This is a genomic window from Persicimonas caeni, assembly GCF_006517175.1.
Taxonomy (GTDB): Bacteria; Myxococcota_A; Bradymonadia; order Bradymonadales; family Bradymonadaceae; genus Persicimonas; species Persicimonas caeni.
Genome location: NZ_CP041186.1, coordinates 6,285,402 through 6,308,452, shown reverse-complemented (window position 1 = coordinate 6,308,452; position 23,051 = coordinate 6,285,402). Strand labels below are relative to the sequence as shown.

The window sequence follows — 23,051 nt, the reverse complement described above, 5'->3', positions numbered from 1 at the left end:
AAGGAGCTGCCCGTGAAACCGATTCGAGTGCTCGTCGTCGACGACTCGGCGCTGATTCGCAAGCTGCTGACCGAGATATTGTCCGCCGCCCCCAATATCGAGGTGGTGGGCACCGCCGGCGATCCGTATATCGCGCGCCGAAAGATCAAAAAGCTCGACCCGGACGTGCTCACGCTCGACGTTGAGATGCCGCGCATGGACGGGCTGACCTTCTTGGAGAACCTGATGCGGCTGCGCCCGATGCCGGTGGTGATGGTGTCGACGCTGACCGAGCAAGGGGCCCAGGTCACCCTCGACGCCCTCGAATTGGGCGCGATCGATTTTGTGACCAAGCCCAAGATCGACGTGCGTCATACCATCCACGAGTACGCCGAGGAGTTGATCGGCAAGATCGAAGCTGCCGCCCGAGCGCGGGTGCGCCGGCTGGAGGCCAAGGCAGACGCGGCCGAAAAGCGCCTGAGCAGCGGCATGTTCGACACCACCGACAAGCTGCTGGCCATCGGCGCGTCCACCGGAGGCACGACCGCGATCAGCCATATCGTGACTCGGTTTCCGGCCGATGCCCCCGGCACGGTCATCGTGCAGCATATCCCCGGCGGGTTTAGCCGCTCGTTCGCCAACCGGGTCAACGATCTGTCGGCGGTGCGGGTCGTCGAGGCCGAGGACGGCATGCAGATCATGACGGGCAACGTCTATATCGCCCCGGGCACCCACCATCTGCGCGTGCAGCGAAGCGGGGCTCGCTTTTTGTGTCGGTTGAGCGAGGACGCGCCGGTCAGCGGGCACCGCCCCTCGGTCGACGTGCTCTTCGAGTCGGTCGCCCAGCAGGTGGGCCACAATGCGGTGGGCGTGCTGCTCACGGGCATGGGCGCCGACGGCGCGCGTGGGCTGCTGGCGATGCGACGCGCCGGAGCGCCGACCATCGCCCAAGACGAGGCCACCAGCGTGGTCTGGGGCATGCCCGGGCGCGCCGTCGACTTGGACGCCGCCCAACAGATTCTGCCGCTGGACCAAATCGCCTCCGCCGCACTCGAGGCTGCCATCAAGCCCACTGACCTCAGCAAGCACAGTTGAAGGAGAGTCTCATGAACGCGCAGTCTCACGCAGGACATTCAGCGGAATCGACGACGCCGGGCGCCCACCTCGAGATCGCCTCGCGCGTCGACGGGCTGCTCGGCGACCTCGCCCGGGCTGTCGACAGCGACGTCGAGCGGGTCAGCGGCGACTTGAAGCGCGTCGAAGAGCTGATCCGCGAGGCGATCGAAACCCTCGGCGACAGCTTCGAGAGCGTCGACCTGAGCACCCGCCGGCAACGCAAGATCATCGACTCCATCATCGAGAGGAGCACCACCAGCGCGTCGGATGACGGCATCGACATGCACCACCTCATCGTGCAGGTCCAAGACCTGCTCGGTGAGTTTGTCAACACCCTCGTCGAGACGAGCCGCCAGAGCGTGGCCAACGTGCACCGGGTCGACGACTTGGCCGTCGAGCTCAAGGCGATGTTTCGCCAGGTCGCCAGCGTCGAAAAGATCGCCGACCAGGTCCACCTGCTCGCCCTCAACGCGCGCATCGAGGCGGCGCGCGCCGGCGAGCACGGCAAGGGCTTCGAGGTGGTCTCCCGCGAGATCAGCTCGTTGGCCGACGCCACGCGCGAGTTGAGCGACCAGATCCGCGACGGCATCGAGCGCGCCGGCGGCGCCCTCGACGAGGTGCGCGACAATATGGGGGCGATGGCCTCGCGCGACATGAGCACGACCATGGAGGCCAAGGAGGACGTGGCTTCCCTGCTCGACAACGTCGCCGAGATGGACGCCTTTTTGGAGAGCAAGCTGCCCGAGGTGGCCGATGCGGGCGCTCAAATCGAGCGCAGCGTGGCCAACGCGGTGCGCTCGCTACAATTCGAGGACATGGCCTCCCAACTGCTCGTGGGCGCCGGACGTCGGCTGGAGCCGCTCGGTCAACTCGCCGGCCGGCTCGGCGCGCCGACCGACAGCCGCGATCTCGACGAGCTTCGCAGCTACCTGGCCCACCTCGACCGGCTTCGCGAGGAGGTGAGCGACCACATCGCGCATGTCGAGGGCAACGCGCACCAGTCGGTGCTCCAGGAGACGATGGACGCCGGAGATATCGAGCTCTTTTGAGCTCGCCGAGAACCTGTTTCATGACGACGACCACTGGCTTCATGACGACGAGCATGACTTCAGCTTAACGAGCACGACGAGGAGACGATGACTATTACTGTGCGGACCAACGAGGCGCGCGCCGAGCTCATCATCAAGGTGCGCGGCCGCTTCGACTTCGAGCTGTATCGGGAGTTTCGAGAGGCGTACGACCAAGAGCCTGCCCCGGCCTCTCGGTTTGTCGTCGACCTGGTCGAGGCGACCTATATCGACAGCTCGGCGCTGGGCATGCTGCTCTTGTTGCGCGAGTACGCCGCCGAGACCAATGGGCAGGTGGCGCTGCAGGTACGCAGCGGCAGCGTAGCGCGCATCCTGAGGGTCGCCAATTTCGACCAGCTCTTCGAGTTCGAAGAACTCTCCGGGTCGCGAGCGAGCTGAGCCGCTGCTCTTCCGGGGCATCCGTTTCTTCCGGCTAAAAGAGTGGGCCAAGCGTGTCGATGTGTCTTCTGCCCCACACGATTCCACTACCGGGGGCGACCCGACCCACTCTGTTGCGGAGATGAGAATGACTGTTGATGCCTACACCCCGTCGACGCTCGATGAGCCGACCGTCGAATGCGCCACTGCCGAACGTTTCCTCGGCTTTGTCATCGAGGGACAGGAATACGCCGTCAATATTCTGCACGTGTGCGAGATCAGCTTCTGGCTCAAAGACCGGCACAGCGTCTCGTTGCCCGAGTCTGTCATCGGCTCACTCGAAGCAGATGGCGTCGAGGTGCCCGTCGTCGATCTACGCAAGCCCCTTCGCGGCGACGCGCCGATGTCCGAACGCGGTTCGACTTGCATGGTCGTGGTCGTCAAGGTGGGCAATCAAGGAGGCGTGGAGGCGAGCGCGCGCACTGTCGGCATTGCAGTAGACGCCATTACCAGCACCTACCGTATCCGGCCCGAGGGACTGCAACCGACGGTCATCGACGAGGTAAACACCACCTCCTGGCTGCGCGGTCATGCGCGCGTCCAAGACCGGAGCGTCCTGCTGCTCGACCTCGAGACCCTGCTAAGTCAGACAGACACATCTCGTCTCACCGGCCACGTGGCCGCCGCCGAATAAGTCAATCTGCAGTGCTGGAAGTGCCCATGTCGAGCCTTTTCGAAGAGACCACTTTTGTGGTCAACGAGTGGACCGAGGAGTTCTTCTCGACGCTCATCGCGCATCTGCCCGATGCGGTGGTCTTCGCCGACCGCGAGCGTCGGATTGACTTCGTCAATGATCGGTTCGTGGAGCTCTTCGGCTACGACTTCGACGAGATTGCCGGACGGAAGACGCGCAAGCTCTACGCCGACCCCAAAGATTACGAGGAGGCGGGACGTCAGCGGTTCAACAACCGAGTGGAGATTCGCGACGACGTCTACATCTTGGACTACCGCACCAAGAATGGGCGAGTGTTTCCCGGAGAGACATGCGGCGTCCCGGTGCGCAATGCGCTCGGTGAGACACTGGGGTTCGTGGGGGTGATTCGCGACCACACCACCGTCGTCAAACGCGACTGTGAGCTGCGCGAGATCCGCGACACCCTGCGACGACGCCTGGCAAGAACCCAGCTGTTCTACGAGCTGTCGACCCGCGAGTCGGAGCCTTTCGACGAGGTCGTCTGCTTCGCCCTCGAAACAGCTTGCAAGCTTTTCGAAGCGGACGTGGCCATCCTGAGCAAGATCGACGGGAGCAGCTATCAGATCGTCGACTATTGGAGCCGCGGACATGTGGGCCTCGAGTCCGGCGCCACCTTCGAGCTGGGCCAAACCTACTGCTCGCTCACTCTGGAAAGTGGCAGCGTCTTCTGTGTCGATCACATGGGTGAGTCGCCTCATGCCGCGCACCCCTGCTACGAGCACTTCGCGCTGGAGTCGTATATCGGCGCGGTCGTCGAGGTTGGCGGCGAACTCTTTGGCACGCTCAACTTCTCTTCCACCTCCCCACGGGAGCGTCCCTACTCGAAGGCCGACGAAGAGTTCATCAAGATGCTGGCGACCTGGCTGGGCCTATTCGCCACTCGCTCTCAGACCGAGGAACAGCTAGTCTACGAGCACGAGGCGATGACGGCGGCGCTCGACCTGCAACACAAGCTGCAGTCCAGCGACCTGACCCAGGCTGATACCGCAAAAGTATTCGTCGATCTGGTCTCGAAGGTGGTCGACGTCAACGGCCTTGCGGTGGCGTTGCATGAAGAAGAGGGCGTGGTCGTCGCCGCAGCCTGTGGCAGCTTCACCAAGCTGGTCGGCCGCGCGCTTCCGAATCAGTTGGTCCCACGCAGCCACTCCGCACACTGCAAACGCGCCTCATTACGCAGTTGGCAAACGTCGCGCGACGTGCGCAGCCACGCTGACCCGACCCGTGTAGCCGAGCTTGCTTATTCGGGAACGCGCCTGGGCGTACTCCTCGTTGCCCCTGCCCGCCAGAGCACCTTCGAGAGCTTCGACCGCAACGTGCTCGAGTTGACCGCCGGCATGCTGTCGGCGCGCTTATTGATCGCGGCGAGCTACGAGCGCGTCCATCGCGAAGCGACCACCGACGCGCTCACGGGCCTTGCGAATCGGCGCGAAACGCTCCGTCGGCTCGAGCAGGCCAGCGACGCCCACCCTGCCCTCCCGCTCCACCTCGCCCTGCTCGACGTCGACCGATTCAAGCAGGTCAACGACACCTACGGTCACTCCGCAGGCGATCGCGTGCTCCAACGATTGGCGCGCACGCTGCAACGTACCCTTGGCAACTCGGCGATTGCGGGACGTCTGGGCGGCGAGGAGTTTGTTGTGGGGCTGCGCGCGCTTCAAATCGATGCTGCGCTCGAGGCGATGAACGCTGCGCTCGAAACGTTCTCGGCAGTGAAGTTCACCGACGACAAGGGCAATCACTTCTCGGTGACGTTCAGCGCCGGGCTGACCCGCGTGGGCGGCCAAGACACCGTCTACGACGCGCTGAGCCGAGCTGACGAGCTGCTCTACCGCGCCAAGCGCAGCGGCCGTGCGCGCGTCATCTCGGACGGCCTCCCCCTTTGCTAAAGCAATCTCGGTTCGTGCTGTCGTGGGCGGGAGTAAGCGAAGAGGCGGCGCCGCCGAATGACTAGGAGCGCCTCATTGCCCCATCGCCAGCAAGATCTCGCGGACGACCTTGGCGGCGAGCACCGACGAGACGCCGGTCGGGTCGAGCTCCGGAGCGAGCTCGACGACGTCGCTGGCGACGAGACGACGCTCGGCGAGCACGTCGAGCAGCGACTCGAAACAAGCCCAGTCGATCCCTCCGGGCTCGGGCGTGCCGGTGCCAGGCATATAAGCCGGGTCGAACACGTCGAGGTCCACACTCAGATAGACCGGCAGGTCGCCGAGATGCTCCAAACGCGCTCGCAGGGCGTCGGCGCTGGGCTCGACCCAACGCTCGGTGCCGCGCAACTCCTGCCACTCCTCACGCGTGCCCGAGCGAATCCCTACCTGAAAGAGCCGGTCTTCGCCCGGCCCGAGCACATCGAGACAGCGGCGCATCGCGCAGGCATGGCTGAAGCGCTCCCCCAAGTAGTCGGGGCGCAGGTCGGCGTGGGCGTCGAGTTGGACGACGACGAGATCGGGGTGATGGCGAAGCGCACCGCGCACCGCACCGGGCGTAAGCGAGTGCTCTCCGCCGAGCATCATCGGGCGCCCGCCCTTCTCGAGGATCTCCTCGACGGTGTCGGCGACCTGTGCCGCGACCGGCTCGGGCGAGCCGAACGTGATCGCAAGGTTGCCGGCGTCGGTGATCTGGAGGTCCTCGAGATCGGCGTCTTGGGTGGGCGAATAGGTCTCGAGCCCGTCGCTGGCCCGCCGGATGGCGTCGGGGCCAAAGCGAGTGCCCGGCCGATACGACGTGGTGCCGTCGTAGCCGACGCCGAAGATGACGGTGTTTCCGGGCTCGAAAGCGCGCACCGCCCCCAAAAGGAGCGGCGCGCACTCGTCAGCAAAAGAGAGACGACTCATAGTTCGCGACGAATGTGGTTGGGTACTGCGAAGGCGCCCAGGTGGACGTCGCGGTTGTAGATCTCGGTCTGCTCTTGGATGAAGCCGACGCGCTCGTCGATGATCTCCTTGGGAGAGACACCTTTCGAGGCGTAGGTCCAACTCCAGGGGCCGCCGGCGTAGATCATGACGCTTCCGTAATACGGATGCACCTGGTCGAACACGTCTTTCATGACGCGCACCATGTCGATGTGGACGTCACGGAAGATGAGCGGGCTCTCGCTCTGGGTTACGAAGACACCGTCGTCGCTCAGCAGGTTGGCGCAGCCTTCGTAGAAGGCGCGGTCGAAGAGACCTTCGGCCGGGCCGACTGGATCGGAGCCGTCGATGATAATGACGTCGTACGGCTCCAAATCGGTGCGCTTGGCCCACTCGATGCCGTCGCCGATGACCACGTTGAGGCGCTCGTCGTCCCAGGCGCTGCCGATCTCGGGCAGGTGCTCCTGACACGCTTTGACCACCATCTCGTCGATCTCGACCAGGTCGACATGCTCGACGTCGGCGTAGCGCAGCACTTCGCGCGCCGTGCCGCCGTCGCCGCCGCCGATGATGAGCACGCGCTCGATCTTCGGGGCGGTGGTCATCGCCGGGTGGACGATCATTTCGTGATAGCTCTTCTCGTCCTTCTCAGCGGTCATCCACAGATCGTCGAGCAACAGCGCCTTTCCGAGGAGCGTCGTCTCGACCACGGCCACGCGTTGGAACTCGCTGTGGCCCATGAAGAGGGTGCGCTCGACCTTGAGGCCGAGGCGCATCGAATCGTCGAATACTTCGTCGTACCAAAGTGCCATCGTTATCCCTCCTCCCGTCCGCGAACGCTCTCGTCCCACAAGACCACCCCGGCAAAGGCAGCGCCGTGCTTGTCGACCTGATGCTCCATGCCGATGGAGACGACCTTCTGGATCTCGCGGTTGCGGTAGGCCATTCCCTGGACGGCCATCTCGCGCACCTGGGCCTCGATTTCGTCGAGGCGACCGACCCCGTGGTGCTCCATGATCAGACCGGGGAGCTTCGGGTCAGCCGGTACGCCGATGGCGACCGCCGCGGCGATCCACTCGCCCGGGTTGCTCGAGACCATGTCGGCGTAGGCGACCGGCACGAGCGCGCCGTAGGGGAGATCAATCGGCTCGATGCGCTGGCAGCTGGGCGGCAGAATGGAGCTCATGCGCACCAGGTTGGTGTCGCCCACTCCTGCTTCGAGCAGAGCCTGGTCGAAAGCGTTGAGCGGCGAGTAGCCCTCGGCGTGGCCGGCGGCGATGAAATAATGCGTCGGTTGCTTGAAAATCATCGCTGCCCTCCTGCGGCAAACGGTCGTGGGCGTCGGCCCTCAATGCGATGGTCGGTGATATCGAGCGAGTGCGGCCGGTCAATATTGCCGCGGTCGACGTCCATGATCTCGTGGATCTCGGGGCGCAACCCCTCACACATCACCAAATGACCCGCGAACGGGTCACACTCTCCACAGGTGTAGAAATCCATCGCCGCGTAGCCCACCTCGGGCCACGTATGGATCGACAGATGCGACTCCTGCAAAACCAGCACCCCGCTTGTCCCGCAGGGTGTAAACGAATGAAAGACTGCAGCAACGACCGTAGCCTGGGCAGCCTCGGCCGCGCTTCTCATCAATTGTTCGAGCTGCTCGGGGTTGTCTAGTATCTCCCGATCGCAGCCCTGGTACTCCATCAGCAGGTGTCGTCCGAACGTTTGCATTCTCAGGGTCCTCCTCGCTGCAAGTGGTACGTGACGTTTAGTGAACCATCCCACAACTCAGACTCTCCGCACGCGTCGAGCGCGAACGCGAAAAGTTGAAGCGCGGGACACTAGATTTGTCTAACCGCCACGTCAAAACGAAATTGCATCTGCGGTGCAAATTTTTTCATCGAGCTCTCTAGCTTTGCACCGGGGCCCCTCCGCCTCGCTTCACTCGGCACCTCCCCGTGGCCTGCAAAGCGGCCCGGGGAGGGGGATTGCACGTTTGAAACACTCCTCGTTTCTGCAATCCCCCTCCCAGCGCGTTTTCCAGAGCAAGGGGAGGTGTCGGCGCGGCGTAGCCAAGCCGACGGAGGGGCCCCGACAGCAAGCAAGTGCTTTAGATTCTTGTGCACGAGTAGGTTAAACGCGAAGAAGTCCAGAGCCAGCTTCATCTACCTCAACAGCCGCAGAAGAGACCGTTGGTCGAAGCGAGCTCAATTGTGCGGCGGAAGATAGTGGTAGACTTGAAAGTTTTCCGTGGTGAGCAAGAGTTCGTCGCCGGCGGCATCGAACCCATACGGACTGAAGGCAGCGCCATCCCAGTCGACCAACTGCTTCCATTGCAGACCGTTCTCGAGGCGCCAAACGGCCTGGGGCGTAGTCGCGTAGACCGTCGTCTCGCTCGCCGCAAACGCACGCACGCCGCCGTCGACGCTCGCGTTTGGCGCGGCGACCTCGACCCAGCCCTCGTCTTCGGGCATCCACCGCATCAACACGTCCTGATTCGTCTGGTCCTCGGGCAACGCGAAGAATGTCATGAAGAGCCCGTCCTCGGTGTCGAATACATCGCGAATTTGGCGCAACTGGTCATTCTCCCCTCTGCGCAACAGGCCTCGTTCGGCTTCAGTCACTCCTCTATCGTCGAGCCCGATGATGAACATCGAACCCGAGGCAAGTACGATCGCGCGCTGCTGATTGGCTGAAACGACGACGCAACGTCCTGAGTCGGACGCGAGCGTGGCGACTTGTTCGACATCCCCACTGAGTTCATAGCGAGAGAGTATGCCGTCGTCGCAGCCGAAGAGTTCGCCGTCCCGGCGGACATACGCCCACGAGAGCGGAGGCTCGAGCAGCCGCCAATTGCCCGACTCATAGTGGGCAACGAAGTAGTTCGAGTCGTTCGGTGCGTCCGGATGGCCCTGAATCTTCGCAAAGATCCCGGCGTCGGTGGGGATAATGCATCCGCTGCGCTGCCCGCCAAGCAGCAGCGGCTCCCACTGTTCGCCGTCATCTCGGCCGAGTCGATTGATCTTGTTCGCATTGCCTGCGTAAAACGCCTCTTCGTCTTTCGCCAAACACGCCACAGGCCCGAGAGCCAGTTCGACCGGGGTCCATTCGGCGGCTTCGAGATCGTAGCGCAAGATGCCTTTTTGACGGCTGAGAACCGCCAGCCGCCCGTCGACGACTGCCAACCCTCCTGCCTCGGGTGGTTGAACGGCGAAGGGCTGCAGGCGTCCATCCACCAACTGGAGCAACTCGAAATCGGGGCGGCCCCACGGCGCATTGAGAAAGACAAGTGGCCCAAACGGACTGTCGATCATATCCCCCAGTAAGTGGCTCTCCTCCGGAAGATCCACCGACCGCCAGTCTAGCCCGTCGTCCGAGATAAGCACGTGCCCACTGCTGCTCATCGCGTAACCGCCATCGTAGGGCACGACCTCGAAAGGAGAACCGAGGTGCTCGGTGTCAGCCTGGGTCCACGTCGTCCCGGCATCATCCGAGACAATCAGTCGCAATCCCTCGTTGGTGTTCTCGGTGACGAAGATCCGGCCGTCGGCGATACCCATGTCGGAGATATTGTCGCGTATTCGCGTCCAACTATCTCCACCGTCATGACGATACAGGCCGAATCGAAACATCGTGCACGCCGCCTCTTGGTCCGCACCACCGCGTGCGATGGTAACCCCATTGACTTGTTCGATGTTCACGAATCCGATCGTGGCTTCACGCCACTCGGCGTTGCTGTCGGGTCGGTACAGCGCGATTCCCGGATGTCCCCACACCCACTCTTGGTGGCCAATCCGTCGGTAACCGGCGGCGTACAATGTCTCGTCTCCCCAACGTCGCGGAATCTCCCGGGCGGGCTCCCATTCGCCGGTCGCGAGGTCGACGGCAATCGGCTCCGCGCTTGGCAGGTACCGGCGCACGAGAAGCTTTCCATCATACTCACCGACGGCCTGGCTCCGCTCGCAGGTTGAGCTCCAGGCATCAGCACTGGGAGCGCCAGTGGGCACCTCCGGTAGGGGGCGAAGGACCTCGACGCCGTCATCGATCGACCAGCCCTCGCCTGTCTTGTCTGAGCTACAGCCCGCCATGCATAAACACACGACGAGACTCACTAGCGGAAACGCGATCGACTGGTGCACTGTCATTCCCCGCTGTTGCGTACTTGCTGCGTTGAATTGGAAGCTCGGGCACGCGAACTCTACCAGCAGGCCAACCACAAGTCATTCGTTGAACCCTGAGCCGCGACCGTCTCGCTCTCCCACAAAGTTGGCGAGCCTCGTCGGACCGCGTGTAATCGACCAGCCACGAACGGACAAGCTACCCTGGTTTGACCGCGCGCGTCCTCGACCATGTTCGGGGCCCGGGACGGACCCCGGCGGTCGAGACGACCGCGGCCCAAACAAGTCGTGCGAACGCTAATCAAGATGTGTTGGACAATCAGCCATAGCCCTACCCGTCGCCACATTTACCTATTGACGATCCCGCCGACATTTACCTACCGGTGAATTGCGATTAGATCTGTGCGTGCCCGAATTGATCCTTTACGACCGAATGCGAGCAAACCAATGACCCAGACCGCACAACCCACCCCGGCCACCTCCGTCCCCGAACGCGACGACATCGATGATCGCTACAAGTGGAACTTGAGCGATATCTACGACAGTTGGGAGGAGTGGGATGCCGACGTCGAGCGCTGCCGCGAGCTGATGGATGATTTCGTCGAGATGCGCGGCACGCTGTCTGAGGGCCCCGAGCAGGTCCTGAGCGCCTACCAACTCAACGACAAGGTCGGCATGCTCGCCTACAAGCTGTATCGCTTTCCGATGCTCAGCTACGACACCGACCAGCGAAACAACGAGCTGCTCGCCAAGATCCAGCGCATCCAGAACCTCTTCGCCGAGTTCGGCACCAAGACGGCGTGGTTCGAGCCCGAGATGCTGTCGATCGACGAAGGCAAGATGATGGGCTGGATCGACGAGACAGACGAGCTCGCCGACTACCGGTTCCCGATCGCGGAGATCTACCGCCAGCGCGAGCACTGCCTCGACGAGAAAGGCGAAGAGCTCTTGTCGTACTACAGTCGGTTCAACGGCCAGCCCGCCGAGACCTACCGCGCGCTGTCGACCGCCGACGTCGAGTTCAACACCATCGAGCTGAGCGACGGCGAGAGCGTCGAGGTCAGCCACGCCGCCTACGGCAAGCTGTTGCGCACCCGCCGCGAGCAAGAAGACCGCCAGAAGGCGTTCCGCGCGCTGTACGAAATCTATGGCGAGAAGCGAAACACCTACGCCTCGCTCTACAATGGCATCTGCCAGCGTGACTGGGCGCGCGCCCAGGCCCGCAACTTCGACAGCACCGCCCAGGCCGCGCTCGACAGCAACAACGTGCCGGTGAGCGTGCTCGAGACGCTCATCGAGACGGCCGCCGCCGGCACCGAGCCACTTCGGCGCTACCACAAGCTGCGAAAAGAGGTCCTCGAGCTCGACACCTACGACCTGTACGACACCTCTATTCCGCTGGTCGACTTCGATAAGGAGTACGACTACGACGCGGTCGCCGACACGGTCATTGAGTCGGTCGCTCCCTTGGGTGGAAGCTACCAGAGCCAGCTCGAAGAGGCGCTGACCGGTGGCTGGATCGACGTGTACGAGACCAAGGGCAAGCGCTCCGGGGCCTACTCGGCCGGCGTCTACGGGGTGCACCCGTATATGTTGCTCAACTACAACGGCACGCTGTCGCACGTCTTTACGCTCGCCCACGAGCTCGGCCACACGATGCACACGCTTCTGGCCAACCAGACCCAGCCGTTCGCCACGGCGAGCTACACGATCTTCGTGGCCGAGGTCGCCTCGACGCTCAACGAGGCGCTCTTGCTCGACCACATGCTCGACAACACCGACGATCCCACCGAGCGCGCCGTGCTTCTGCAGCACGCCATCGACGGCATCGTGGGAACGTTCTACATGCAGTCGCTCTTCGCCGACTACGAGCTTCGGGCTCACCGTATGGTCGAAGAGGGCCAGCCGATCACCGCCGAGACCTTGAGTGAGCTGTACTACGGCCGCCTCGAGCACTACTTCGGCGACGCCCTCGAGCTCGACCCGCTCTACGAGGTGACCTGGGCGCGCATCCCGCACTTCTTCAACTCGCCGTACTACGTCTACCAGTACGCGACCTGCTACGCCTCGTCGGCCAAGATCGTGCGCGAGATTCTCGACCAAGAGGGTGACGCGCGCGACGAGGCCGTCGAGCGCTACCTCGACCTGCTGCGCGCCGGCGGAAGCGACCACCCCATGGAGCTTTTGAAGGATGCAGGCGTCGACCTGAGCGAGGAGTCGACCGTGGGAGCGGTCGTCGACCAGCTCGACGGACTCGTCGGCATGCTCGACGAAGAGCTAAAGCGGCTCGACTGACCTGCTTTCTACCAGCGCAAGATGCGCTGCCTCCTATGGCAGGGTCGACCCGTCTTGGAGGCAGCGCTTCCAGCGCTGGTCATTCAGCTAAAACTCATCCACATCGACCGCCTCGAAGAAGGCCTTGTGGGGATTGTAGGACCCGCCGAGCTTCTCGAGCTGGTCGTAGAGCGTGACGATAAAAATCCCCAGCGGAATCAGGTTGGGGTGAGCCTTCTCCTTCGACTTCTTGCACCGGTGCAGCGTGTTGCGGAAGGTCTCGATAAAGTCGTGGATCTTGAAGCTCACCTCGTGCTCCTCGCCGCCGAAATGCTCCAAGAAGATGTCGCCGGCGCACATCAGCCCCATCCCCTCCAGCCCGCGGTCGTAGCGGTCCTCGTCTTCGCAGTAGAAGCCCAAGTACATATCTTGAATGGCCTCCTGAAACTCGGAGTCCCACTCGACGTAGAACGGCTGCGGCGCCCACTCGACCTTGCCGTTGATGCCGCCGAAGCGCTCGTAGCGCATGTCGAGCACGGCAATATGGCCGTAGAAGAGTTGATGGAAGTAGATCTCGAGCGCGCGCTGGCCGCCCAGCGCCCCGTCGCCCAAGGGCACCGTATGGGTGCTGCGGAGCACCACCGGCAACTGCTTGCGGTCGAGCCACTCCTGGCGGTGAGCCAGGGCGTGCTCGCAGGCGGCTCGGTCGAAATAATTCGACGAGATTTTTCGAAACTGGCGCGTCGCCTTCCTCAGCGGGACGACCGAAAAAATCCTCGGAGAGAGAAACTCCCGGACGTCCTTCCACTCACTCTCGCTGATAATCTCTCGCAGCATGACTCAAACCCTGGTGTTACTCACTGAATTCGAAACTCTTCGACGTCGACCGCATCGAAGAACGCTCCGCGCACGTCGAACTCGCCGCCCAGGTGCTCGAGGTGGTCGTAGAGGGTGACGATATACATCCCGAACGGGATCAAGTTGGGATGGGCGCGTTGGCCGGCGGCCTTGCACCGCTGCAACGTCTTTCGAAAGGTCTTGATGAAGCGCTCCATGCGAAAGCTGACCGCGTGCTGCTCGCCGCCGCCGAAGTGCTCGACGAAGACGTCCTCGGCGCAGAGCAGGCCCATCACGTCCAGGCCCGCCTCGAAGCGTGCGTCGTCGTCGAGATAAAACCCCATGTAGATATCTTGGGCGGCGAGCCGAAACTCGGGCTCCCACTCGGTCCAGAAAGCATGGGGCACCCACTCGACCTTGCCGTTGATGCCGCCGAAGCGCGCATGGCGCAGGTCGAGCAGCGTGCGCTTGCCGTAAAAGAGCTGATGGAAGTAGAGCTGCAGCACCAGCTGACCGCTCGTCGCCCCGTCGCCCAACTCCACCGTGCGTCGAGAGGTCAACTTGATGGGCAACTGCCGGCGGCCGAGCCACTGACTGCGCTCGGCGACGGCCTCGTGAAACCCCGTTTTGTCGAAGTAATTGGACGCCACCTTGCGAAACTGGCGCGTCGCCGTGGAAAACGGCACGATCTTGAATATCTTTGGCGAGACGAACTCGCGCACGTCTTGCCACTCACTTTCGCCCACCAACTCTCGCAACATTGCACTTGCCTTTGGTTCAGAGGTCGGTCGAAGAGAACGCCCGATGTCGTCGAGTTCGGTCTCCCGTTCAAACCTAGGACGGTCGCGCCGCCTGCAAAGTGCACCCCACACTTGAATTTTCGAGCCGCCGAGGCGACAATGGCCCTCATGTCCACGTCTAAGCAGCCCTATCCGGCCAACGCACCGATGTCTGATTACGAATGGGAGTATCGAGTCCGCGCCCTGCGGATGCGGCCTCGTTTTCGTCGACGCGTCTCTGTGGCGCCCGACGAAGTCGTGACCCGCTTCGAAGAGTGCGTGCAATCGAAAGATTGCCCCTTCGTCATCCACTTCCACGACCACCAGGTCGAGATCACGGTGCCGAAAGCGCGCCAGCATTTCTGGTCGCCCTACTTGAACCTGCTGATCGAGCCCACCGACGAAGGCGCCGAGCTCGACGGCCGCTTCGGCCCCAACGTCAGCGTCTGGACGATGTTCGTGGCCGCCTACGCCGTGCTCGGCATCAGCGGTGGGGTCGGGGTGTTGATGGGATTCAGCCAGATATCGCTCAAACAGCAGACCAGCGGTTTTTGGGTCGCCGGCGGGTGCATGTTGGGCATTGCGCTGGTCTACGCCGTCGCGATGTTCGGCCAGCGATTGGCCGGCGAGCAGATGGGCGAGATTCGCGGGTTCGTCGAAGAGCGCTTTCCCGAGACGACGTAGATAGAAATTCATCGCGAAACATGCGTTTTGCAGATGAGTTACGCCCGCTACATGAGCATCTAATACTACTTGGTCAATTTCGTGGCCCGCACCTGAGCGAGACCAGGGCCACGAGCGCGAGAAGGCATTCTGACAGCGATGCCGGTGCGCATCATGGAAGAATGACGCCGAAGCGATCGTGGTTCTGGGCCGCTCCAGGGCGGGTTCACCGAAAGTGACCAAGTAGTACTAAGGACATAAGGGTCGCGAGTTGCGGTTTTAGGTCGATTCGCGGCCCCTATGTCCTTAATTGCCTATGTAGCGGGCGCTTCTGCTCTGCAAGGCCCCCTTTCTCAGTCAACGAGCCACCGAGACGTAGTCGAGGCGAATCAGAATATCGTCGACCTCGCTGATATCCAACCCGTCGGAGGCCACGCCATTCTCGACCCGGCTGAGCATATTGGCGGGGATGAATAGCGCGTAATCGCCGTACAGCCCGCGCGCAGCCAACTCGGCGGTCTGCCCGTTGGCGTAGGCGTCGTCCTCGAAGGCGTCACGCGCCACGTTGACCGCCGGCTGCATGCGCGCCCTCGAGAACAACTCGGTTCCGTTGACCACGCCCAGGCGGCTCTCGCCAAATTCGGTGCCGTACTGCGGGTCCTTGAACAAGTTCACCGACGGACGCACCGAGGCGATCTGGAACGGCTCGGCGCCCTCCGCAGGCGTGCTGCACCATTGGCTGTAGAAGGTGTTTCGCTTCAGCAGATCCACGCGCGTAAAGCTCGACCCACCGCGCAAGACGTCATCGGAGCCGACCACCGAGGCGTTCGCCGACCAGAGCCGCTCGGCGCAGTCGTTCTGGGCGAAGACGCCGATGCCTGCGCTATCGCCGAGCCCCAGCGCGTCCAGCGGCGCGAGCTCGAAGGGGATGCGCAGGCCGATGAACTGGCCCTGCTCGTCGTAGGCTTTGTACTGGTCGGAGAGCAACAGGCTGCGGAAGCGCTCGACCTCGGTGAGCAGGTGCTCGCCCTCGGCCGCCGCGCTGCGGTCGTAGATCTGCATCAAGTGGTCACGCATGCTCACCACGACCTTCAAGTCGCTGGGGCGGCTGCCGTTGACCCCACGCGTGGCCGCCTCGGTGCGCAGCTCGTCGACCACCACCTGCAGGTCGGCGGGCCGCAGCGCGCCGAGCACATCGTAGCGCGCCGACAGCGATTGCTGGAACTCGTACTCCACCGCTCGCACGGTCAAGTAGGTGATGCGTTTCGCCAGGCGCATCTGGCGCTCGAAGCCGGCGACATCTTCGTCGAGCCACAACTGGCCCTCGGGCGGCGCCACGGCGCGGCCTTCGAGGCGGGCCAGCGAGTTTTTGCCCTCGGCGAAGAGCGCGGCGACCAGGTTCTTTTGCTCGTCGAGCCGGTACATCGCCAGGGTCAGGTCATCCATCGCCCGCGAGATGCGCAAGCCCGCGGCGCGAAGGCCGACGAGCTCGGCCTCGGCCTCGATGCGGCAACGGTCGATCTCGGCGCTGCGCTCGAAGCCTGCCACGGTGGCCTCGTGACTCGCCTGGACGTTGTCCATGCGCATTTGCAGGCCCGCCGACGTGATATTCGCCGCCGCCTCCACGAAGCCCGCGCCGCAGGCCACGCCGGCGAAGGCCACCGACGTGCCAAACGATATTGCACCGTCGCCTGCCGCCGACGACATGTTGCTCATGCAGTCCTTGATACTCCCTGCGACCAAGGCGGTCGTGTCGGCCGCGAATTTGCCGGCGCGCAGCTCTTTCATCGTCTTGTTGTGGTTCGTCGTCGCGGTCGCGATCTTGTCGTTGGCCGTCTGCAGGCGCGCACACGCTCGCATCGCGATGTCGTACGACTCCATATACTCGTCGTATTCGGCGCGGGCGATCTCGACGTCCTTCGAGGCCGCCAGGACGGTCAGCACCGTCTCGCCCATCGAGCCGCGCAAGCAATCGGCGTTCTCGAGGTCCCGGCTTCCCGGAATCGAGGTACGCCCGCGGGGGTGTTTCGCCGCGCACGCCCGGGAGACCACGCGGTGGTCACCGGCGGGGATTTGACTGGGCAGGACCAGGCGCATCGACGCGGGCGACACGGGGGCGCGCAGGTTATCTTCGTCCGCTAACACGCACTCCACGCAGCCGGCTTCACCGAACTCGGTGCAGCTCGGGTCGTAGGCGATGGAGGTGCAGTCCTCGTAGCGGTTGGCGATGGAGGTCAAATCATCGTCGGCAAATCGAACGCTCTTGTGACCCCGCTGTGCGTACTCATAGACCGAGCAGACCTGCAGGGCGACGTCCTCGGCCGTCGCTCCGTGCGCGAAGTCCTCAACGCCGACGGCGCATTTGGGCGCTTCCTCGTCGATAAAACACGTCTGCGGCGACAACTCGGGCAAGTCGAGCACGTCGACGGCGTCGAGCGGCAAGAAGCACAACTCGTTGATCTGGTCGCCGTAGCGTTGGCGCAGCTCCTCTTCGCGTTGGGCCTGGGCGGCGGCATCGATCTCGGCGCGCCATTCGCGCTCCTGGAGGGCGACCCACTTGGTGCGCGCGGTTTGAAACGAGGCTTCGGCTTTGGTGATGGCGTCCTCGGCCCAGCCGACGTCGCTGGTGCCGACGCGGCCCAGCAGATAGTCGCTGACCGCGGCGAAGCGCTCGCCGGGGGCGGCTGCATCACCGAAAAAGTAGAGCGGCAGATCGACGTCCGAGATCGGAAGCGGCGCCTCGCCACGCTCGAGCTCGTCGGCACGCTCGAGCATGCGCTGGCGAGCGGTGTCGAGCTGCGAGAGCGCGCTTCGGAAGCGCGGCTCCCATGGCACTTGCGCCAGGCCCTCGGCCTGAGCCGCCGTGAGGGCGCGAGCGTAGAGTCCGATGGCCTCGGCGCGCATCACCTCTTCGATGCGGCCCAGCGCCTCGACGTCGGCCAGTGCCGACTGGTCGAAGGAGTAGGCCGCGCGCTCGAGATGCACGGCGGCCAGCTCGTATTGATGCGCCAGCGTCTCGACCATCGCCACCGGGATGCCCACGTGGTGGTCGTGCTCGGCCGACGCCGACACTTGCGGGTCGAACTCCACGCGCCAGTCGGGACGCAGCAAGACCTCGCCGGGCAGTCCGTCGAGCACGGTGGCGAAGCGCGGGTGCATCAACAGCTCCCAGCCTCGCAACGATGCCGTCAATGCCTCGGCCGGAGTCGGCACGGTGGTGTTCTCGTCGCGCAGGATATGCTCGAGCGCGTCGCGCTGGGTCATCTCGACGGCCAAGAAGCCGTGGAGCACGAGCCAGCGCTGCAGCAGGCGGTGAGCGTGCTTCTGAGCCCGCGACGTGGCCGAGAACGCCTCGGTGGGATATTGCGGGTCCGAGGTACGCGTCGCCCTGATGGCCGAACCCAGCGCGTACAGAAAACGAGAGGCGTTGAGGCAATCGCCCGGGGCGAGGAGGCTCTCGATATCGCTGGTCGCGTCGACGCCGTTGAAGAGGCGGTCGAGGTCGGCGATACAACTTTCGTAGAGCGCGTCGGACTTGATCGCTTCGCCACCGGCCGCGCGAATGTCGGCGCCAATCGCCACGCCGTAGCCCGCCTTGCCGCAGGTAAATTCGCCGGTGCGTGGGTCGAGCACGGGCTCGACGCCCGACGCATCGCACAGAATGATCTCGGGACAAATGGGCGGCGCCTTCGGCATGCGGCAGACCTTGTTGACCGTAATCGGGACGTCGAGGTCGCCGTAGGAGCTGCAATCGTCGTTATACTCAATACGGGTGTTCGTGGTGAACGAGGTCTCGCGCACGTCATCGGTCACCTGGCAGCCAAGGTCGGCCGCCACGTCGGCGCATTGATCAATGGACCGCGCCGAGAACGGGTGGTCGCCGGGCTCGGCACATCCGAAGACTTGCCAATCACGCATCCTGACCGAATAGGTCGCTGCACCCATGTCGAAATCACAGGGGACGTCGTGCCACGCCCACTGCCAATCGCGCCCCTCGACAATGCCGACCAGACGCGGAGACCTGGGTTGGAAGCTTCCATTAGTGAAGTCGTAAGCAAAGGTGGCCAACTCTCCGTACATCAGGCCCGGCATGTCGCCCCAAATTGGCCAAGAGGTGGCATAATCGAAGAGGTAGCGGTCCTGAGGATTTCGCTCGTCAAACCACGGCCCCATCCAGTAATCGGCCGAATCTTGAAGGAGCTGGCGGGAGTCGCTGGCGCAGAAGCGCAGCAGTCCGTCGCCACGGCTGTCTAGCGCGTCGGCAAACGCGCTCATGTCGGAGGTAGACAGCGCCGGAGTGTCGTTCAAGATCTCGGTCCCGACACGCGCTTCCCAGCTCAGCGGCGTATAGATCTGCGAGTCATTGACCGTCGTGGTCACGCTCGCCGGAATTTGCGGGGCGACCGCGTCGGCCGCGTGGCGCTCGGTGCGCCGAAACGCGCCGCGATACTTGATCGCCGGGCCTCTGCCGTCGGGAAGCATGCCGTGGACGCGCCGGATGAGCTCGAACTGAAACGAGCTGCCGCCGTCGGTGAACTCGAGCCCGGAGACCTCTCCGGAGACCACGAGATCAGTATCCTGGCCCGGTTCGACACTGCCCTGGTGTGCCACGAACGAGGGCAACTCGAGCGCGTTCCCGCTTGCCGAAGGCTCGAATCGACCGACCCACTGGCCTTGCGGATGAAGCCTGCCGCTCGGGTCTTCGAACATGATGACTCCGCCGGTGGCCATGTGGACTTCCGCGCGAACCGGGATGCTCTGCGCAGCCGTCAGAGGCTGCAGCGGCTCGCCGTCGATGCCCGCGGCGATGGGCTCCAGGTAGCCCTCGAACACACCGGCGGGGTCGCCGTTGACCGACGAATCGTCGGGGGCCTCCTCCACGCTCACCGTCTGAACGTGTCCGGCGGTGTGCACGGTCACGAAGCGGCGGTCGTCGGCATCGTCAGTCTCGTCGGTGCCGCGGACTTCGAGGCTGACGATCTGCTCAGCGGCGATGGGAGATTCGATCAGACACTCGGCCGTGGGATCTTCGCCCTCGGCGCACACCAATTCGAGGCCAGGCGATGCGACCGCACGCACGCGCTCGACCGGAGCGTTCAGGGCGCGCAGTTCGAGGCCGACAGACTCGCCGGCGGCCAAGTACGGGAGCAGCCTCGGGCGTACTTCGAGCTCGCCGCGCTCGTCGGCGACCACGCCTGCAGGAAGGCTCTGCGGCGAGAGGCACCGACCGAAATCGCTGCAGGTCTCACCGTCTGCGCAATCGTCGTCCGTCAGGCAGTCGGAGGTGCAACTGCCGAGATCGCAATAGGCGCCGCACGCGCAGTCACTGTCGAGACGACAGTTTCGCGGCTCGGCAATGAGCGCCTCGTCGCGCACGCAGCGTTCGCCACCGTCGACTTCACCGCCGTCGGACTCCGTAATGTCTGCGCCGCCGACGTCGTCACTCGCGTCAGCATTGGAGGTCGAGCCACCGCCGTCTCCGCCGCAAGCGGCGCCGGCGAATAGCGCGACGATGGCGGCCAGAGCGGCGACTCGACGGGATTTCGCGTTCGATTCGCCGCGCTTGCGCCGGCCCACGAGCCGCAGCGCGAGTAGGCCGACGAGCAGCAAGAGTGCCGAGCCGGGCGCAGGCCCACTGCCGGTCGCGTTGCACGCACAGCCTGACTGGGCAGTACCATCCTTGGACGACGTCTCGGCACCTGTATCGCCAGGTCCGGCATCGGATCCGTCCCCCGCATCCGATCCGGCATCGCTTGCTGCATCGACTCCTGCGTCCACACCAGAATCGACACCCGTGTCAGCCCCGGCGTCCACTCCGACATCCACTCCGACGTCGGGCTGCACGTCGTCGGGGCACCCGTCAGTGCCCTGCCCGGCTTCAGTCGGACAGGCGTCTTCACCGTCGAGCACGCCGTCGGAGTCTGTGTCGTCGGTCGTCGGCTCGAGCCCCTCGGCGACCTCTTGGCCATCGGAAACCCCGTCGCCGTCCTCGTCGAGCATGCCGACGATCACCGTGACGGGTCGTGTGACCGTCTCTTCGGCGTTCGTAACCTGCAGCTCCAGACTCACGTTTCCGATATCTTCCCAAGTCGGTGTCCACTCGAACGCCCCGCTCGCCGCGTCGATCACCGCCGTGGCCGGCATCGGTTCGACACCGTATGTCAACGTGTCGCCGTCGATGTCCTCGGCGGCCAAAGTCATCGCAAGGACGTCGCCTTCGACCACACGCAGCGTGGCCTGATAAGCAGGCGTGGGCGCCACGAAGGAGGGCAAATCGTTGACCGGCGCCACGGTCACCGTCACCGTGCCGGTGGCCGGCTCGTCGCTATCATCGGTGATCGTGTAGGTGAACGTATCCGTGCCGTTGAAGTCGGCGTTGGGCGTGTACTCGACCTGTCCGGAGACGATCGACGCGACACCGTTCGCCGGGACGTCGACGCTGTCGAGGGTGATCGGGTCCCCGTCCGGATCCGTGTCGTTCCCCAGCACGTCGATGGTGATCGTGGTCTCTTCGTCCATCTGCCCGGAGTCCTCGTTGGCCACCGGCGGGTAATTGAACGGCCACTCCACAAACCCGCGCACTAGCGGCGTGAGCATGCGGCCCCCGCCGTTTAGCAGGCTCGAATAGTCTGGACTGGTGCCGAGGATGACCGCACCGCTGTTGATGACGATGTCATAGCCGCTGGCGCTCCCCGCTGAGACCGGCAAGGCATACTGCGCGTTCGGATCGACGTCGTGAGCGTATCCGAGATTGGTCAGAATGGTGGAGACTCCACCGGCTTCAAACCCGCCGACGATGATCCGCGGCTGTGCCTGGACCTCGGCTGCGCCGAGAAATGCGCCAAGACAGGAGACGACGGCAACGGTGGCGAAAAAGCGAAGTAAGGTGCTCATGTTGGACTCAAGTCTGAATAGTCAGTGGGCTATTCAACAGAGTCTAGGGGATGCAGCACTCGCGCGCCTTCGCATTGCGCGCCAGTTTCTTCGCTTCTCGTTACCTTCGAGTCACTCAGGAGTTCTCTTCGATGAGCCGTCGCCGCGTCCGGTGCTCGTCGATCAACGCCTCACGCACCTCGGAGGGGGTACTCCCGGTCCACCGTGCGACCGCGCGGTTGAAGCTCGACACCTGGGCGTAACCGAGCCTCTCGGCGATCTCGTTGAACGTGAGCCAAGGCAGCGCCAACAACACCATGGCGAGGTGTTGTCGCCTCTCCTCGACGAGTCCCGAGAACGTCAAATCCGCTTCGCCGAGTCCACGCTGCAGGGCACGCACACTGCTCCCCAACCGGCGGGCGACCGCCTCCCTGCTGAGATCTCCATCTTCGAGCGCGCCATCAATCGCGTCTCGAACCCGCGGGATCAGCGGTCCAGACTCGTGTGGTGCCTTCGGGGCACTCACGTCCTCGCGTTCGGCAGGCTGCTGCAACGGCAGGCTGCGCTCGACGTCAGCGGCCTTCCAAAAGTGCATCAACTCGAGTCGCGAGCCGACGCCCAACTTCTCGTAGACTTGCTCGGCGCGCTGCTCGACAGCGGCGACCTCGACGCCCAGCGACGCGGCGATATCGGCCTCGGAGGCAGGGCTCGACAGCCGCGCCAACAGGTTGCGCTCGTCATCGTCCAGGCGTTGCTGGCCGGGCATGAGCCCGTGGAAGCGCACGAAGTTGGTCGCGAGCGGCACCAACCCACGACTCACCTGCGAGAGCACCTCGCCGTCCGCGTCGTCGAAGATGGGCTCGCCGGAAGGTCGGTCGATGCAAAACGAGACTTCGACGTCCGGGTCGACCGGCACCACCACATTGACCCGGTCTTCGAGCTCGAGTTGCTCGAGGAGGCGGCGCACCGGAGCCGTGCTCCACGCCTCGGCATCGATGTCGGCCCGATGGCGCACCACCCGAAAGGTGCCCGCCCCTTCGACGACACGGCGCAGGACCGGGTCCTCGTGCAGGCGCGGCTCGTGCGCGGCCCATTCGCCCGTAATCATCATCCGCGCCTCGGCGTCGGGCCCGAAATCACGCGACAACACCGGATGAAATCCGTCCAACCGACGCAAGCCGGGCTCGACCCGCAGTTGGATCACGAGCATGACGTGCGAGGCGCGCATCAACGCCATCAGGCCGTCGACCACCGTCGTGAGCGCATCGTCGAACGACAGTTGAGGGACTTGGGCGACCTCCCTCCAGAAATCCGCCACCTCTCGCCACCTCTCCGCACTCAACCCAACGCCATTCATCCCGCCT

16 protein-coding genes are annotated in these 23,051 nt (G+C 64.0%); 7 read left to right on the top strand and 9 right to left on the bottom strand.

Annotated elements, in window-relative coordinates:
- Positions 1 to 12: 12 nt before the first annotated feature.
- From FIV42_RS23385 to FIV42_RS23365, 5 genes are all read left to right on the top strand, one after another.
- Entirely contained in the window at positions 13 to 1,074 is a 1,062-nt protein-coding gene (locus FIV42_RS23385) for a protein-glutamate methylesterase/protein-glutamine glutaminase (protein ID WP_168210886.1), read from the top strand.
- An 11-nt stretch (positions 1,075 to 1,085) separates the two neighbouring features.
- Positions 1,086 to 2,144 (top strand): methyl-accepting chemotaxis protein, encoded by a 1,059-nt coding sequence (locus FIV42_RS23380; RefSeq protein ID WP_141200032.1) that lies wholly within the window; start codon positions 1,086 to 1,088, stop codon positions 2,142 to 2,144.
- A gap of 87 nt (positions 2,145 to 2,231) precedes the next feature.
- Positions 2,232 to 2,561, top strand: a complete 330-nt coding sequence (locus FIV42_RS23375) for an STAS domain-containing protein (protein WP_141200031.1) — start codon at positions 2,232 to 2,234, stop codon at positions 2,559 to 2,561.
- A gap of 127 nt (positions 2,562 to 2,688) precedes the next feature.
- Complete coding sequence (locus tag FIV42_RS23370; protein ID WP_168210885.1) at positions 2,689 to 3,234, top strand: chemotaxis protein CheW; 546 nt, start codon at positions 2,689 to 2,691, stop codon at positions 3,232 to 3,234.
- A gap of 26 nt (positions 3,235 to 3,260) precedes the next feature.
- A complete protein-coding gene (locus FIV42_RS23365; protein ID WP_141200029.1) occupies positions 3,261 to 5,180 on the top strand; it encodes a sensor domain-containing diguanylate cyclase in 1,920 nt (639 codons plus the stop codon).
- A gap of 72 nt (positions 5,181 to 5,252) precedes the next feature.
- On the opposite strand, the gene speB is transcribed toward FIV42_RS23365, so the two are convergent.
- The 5 genes from speB to FIV42_RS23340 form a co-directional block, all read right to left on the bottom strand.
- A complete protein-coding gene (gene speB / locus FIV42_RS23360) occupies positions 5,253 to 6,125 on the bottom strand; it encodes an agmatinase (RefSeq protein ID WP_141200028.1) in 873 nt (290 codons plus the stop codon).
- Positions 6,122 to 6,955, bottom strand: coding sequence for a polyamine aminopropyltransferase (gene speE / locus FIV42_RS23355; protein ID WP_141200027.1), 834 nt, complete (start codon positions 6,953 to 6,955; stop codon positions 6,122 to 6,124). Before speE ends, speB begins: the two co-directional genes overlap by 4 nt.
- Positions 6,956 to 6,957: 2 nt before the next feature.
- Positions 6,958 to 7,452, bottom strand: a complete 495-nt coding sequence (locus FIV42_RS23350) for a pyruvoyl-dependent arginine decarboxylase (protein WP_141200026.1) — start codon at positions 7,450 to 7,452, stop codon at positions 6,958 to 6,960.
- Positions 7,449 to 7,874, bottom strand: a complete 426-nt coding sequence (gene speD, locus FIV42_RS23345) for an adenosylmethionine decarboxylase (protein ID WP_141200025.1) — start codon at positions 7,872 to 7,874, stop codon at positions 7,449 to 7,451. Before speD ends, FIV42_RS23350 begins: the two co-directional genes overlap by 4 nt.
- A 476-nt stretch (positions 7,875 to 8,350) precedes the next feature.
- Positions 8,351 to 10,360 (bottom strand): WD40/YVTN/BNR-like repeat-containing protein, encoded by a 2,010-nt coding sequence (locus FIV42_RS23340; protein ID WP_141200024.1) that lies wholly within the window; start codon positions 10,358 to 10,360, stop codon positions 8,351 to 8,353.
- A 348-nt stretch (positions 10,361 to 10,708) separates the two neighbouring features.
- Between FIV42_RS23340 and pepF the strand changes: the two genes are divergently transcribed.
- Complete coding sequence (gene pepF, locus FIV42_RS23335) at positions 10,709 to 12,556, top strand: oligoendopeptidase F (RefSeq protein ID WP_141200023.1); 1,848 nt, start codon at positions 10,709 to 10,711, stop codon at positions 12,554 to 12,556.
- Positions 12,557 to 12,643: 87 nt separating this feature from the next.
- Here the strand turns inward: pepF and FIV42_RS23330 are convergent, their stop codons facing one another.
- Together FIV42_RS23330 and FIV42_RS23325 are read right to left on the bottom strand one after the other, a co-directional pair.
- On the bottom strand, positions 12,644 to 13,372 hold the full coding sequence (locus FIV42_RS23330) for a hypothetical protein (RefSeq protein WP_141200022.1): 729 nt from the start codon (positions 13,370 to 13,372) through the stop codon (positions 12,644 to 12,646).
- Between the two features lie 20 nt (positions 13,373 to 13,392).
- On the bottom strand, positions 13,393 to 14,133 hold the full coding sequence (locus tag FIV42_RS23325) for a hypothetical protein (RefSeq protein WP_141200021.1): 741 nt from the start codon (positions 14,131 to 14,133) through the stop codon (positions 13,393 to 13,395).
- 147 nt (positions 14,134 to 14,280) lie between these two features.
- On the opposite strand from FIV42_RS23325, the gene FIV42_RS23320 reads away from it, so the two are divergent.
- Entirely contained in the window at positions 14,281 to 14,835 is a 555-nt protein-coding gene (locus tag FIV42_RS23320) for an ABC transporter ATP-binding protein (RefSeq protein ID WP_141200020.1), read from the top strand.
- A gap of 336 nt (positions 14,836 to 15,171) precedes the next feature.
- Here FIV42_RS23320 and FIV42_RS23315 read toward each other — a convergent pair whose 3' ends face one another.
- The gene (locus tag FIV42_RS23315; protein ID WP_141200019.1) at positions 15,172 to 21,708 is read right to left on the bottom strand and encodes a cadherin-like domain-containing protein; all 6,537 of its coding nucleotides are present in this window, start codon (positions 21,706 to 21,708) and stop codon (positions 15,172 to 15,174) included.
- Positions 21,709 to 21,823: 115 nt separating this feature from the next.
- Complete coding sequence (locus FIV42_RS23310) at positions 21,824 to 23,005, bottom strand: helix-turn-helix domain-containing protein (RefSeq protein ID WP_168210884.1); 1,182 nt, start codon at positions 23,003 to 23,005, stop codon at positions 21,824 to 21,826.
- Positions 23,006 to 23,051 lie beyond the last annotated feature (46 nt).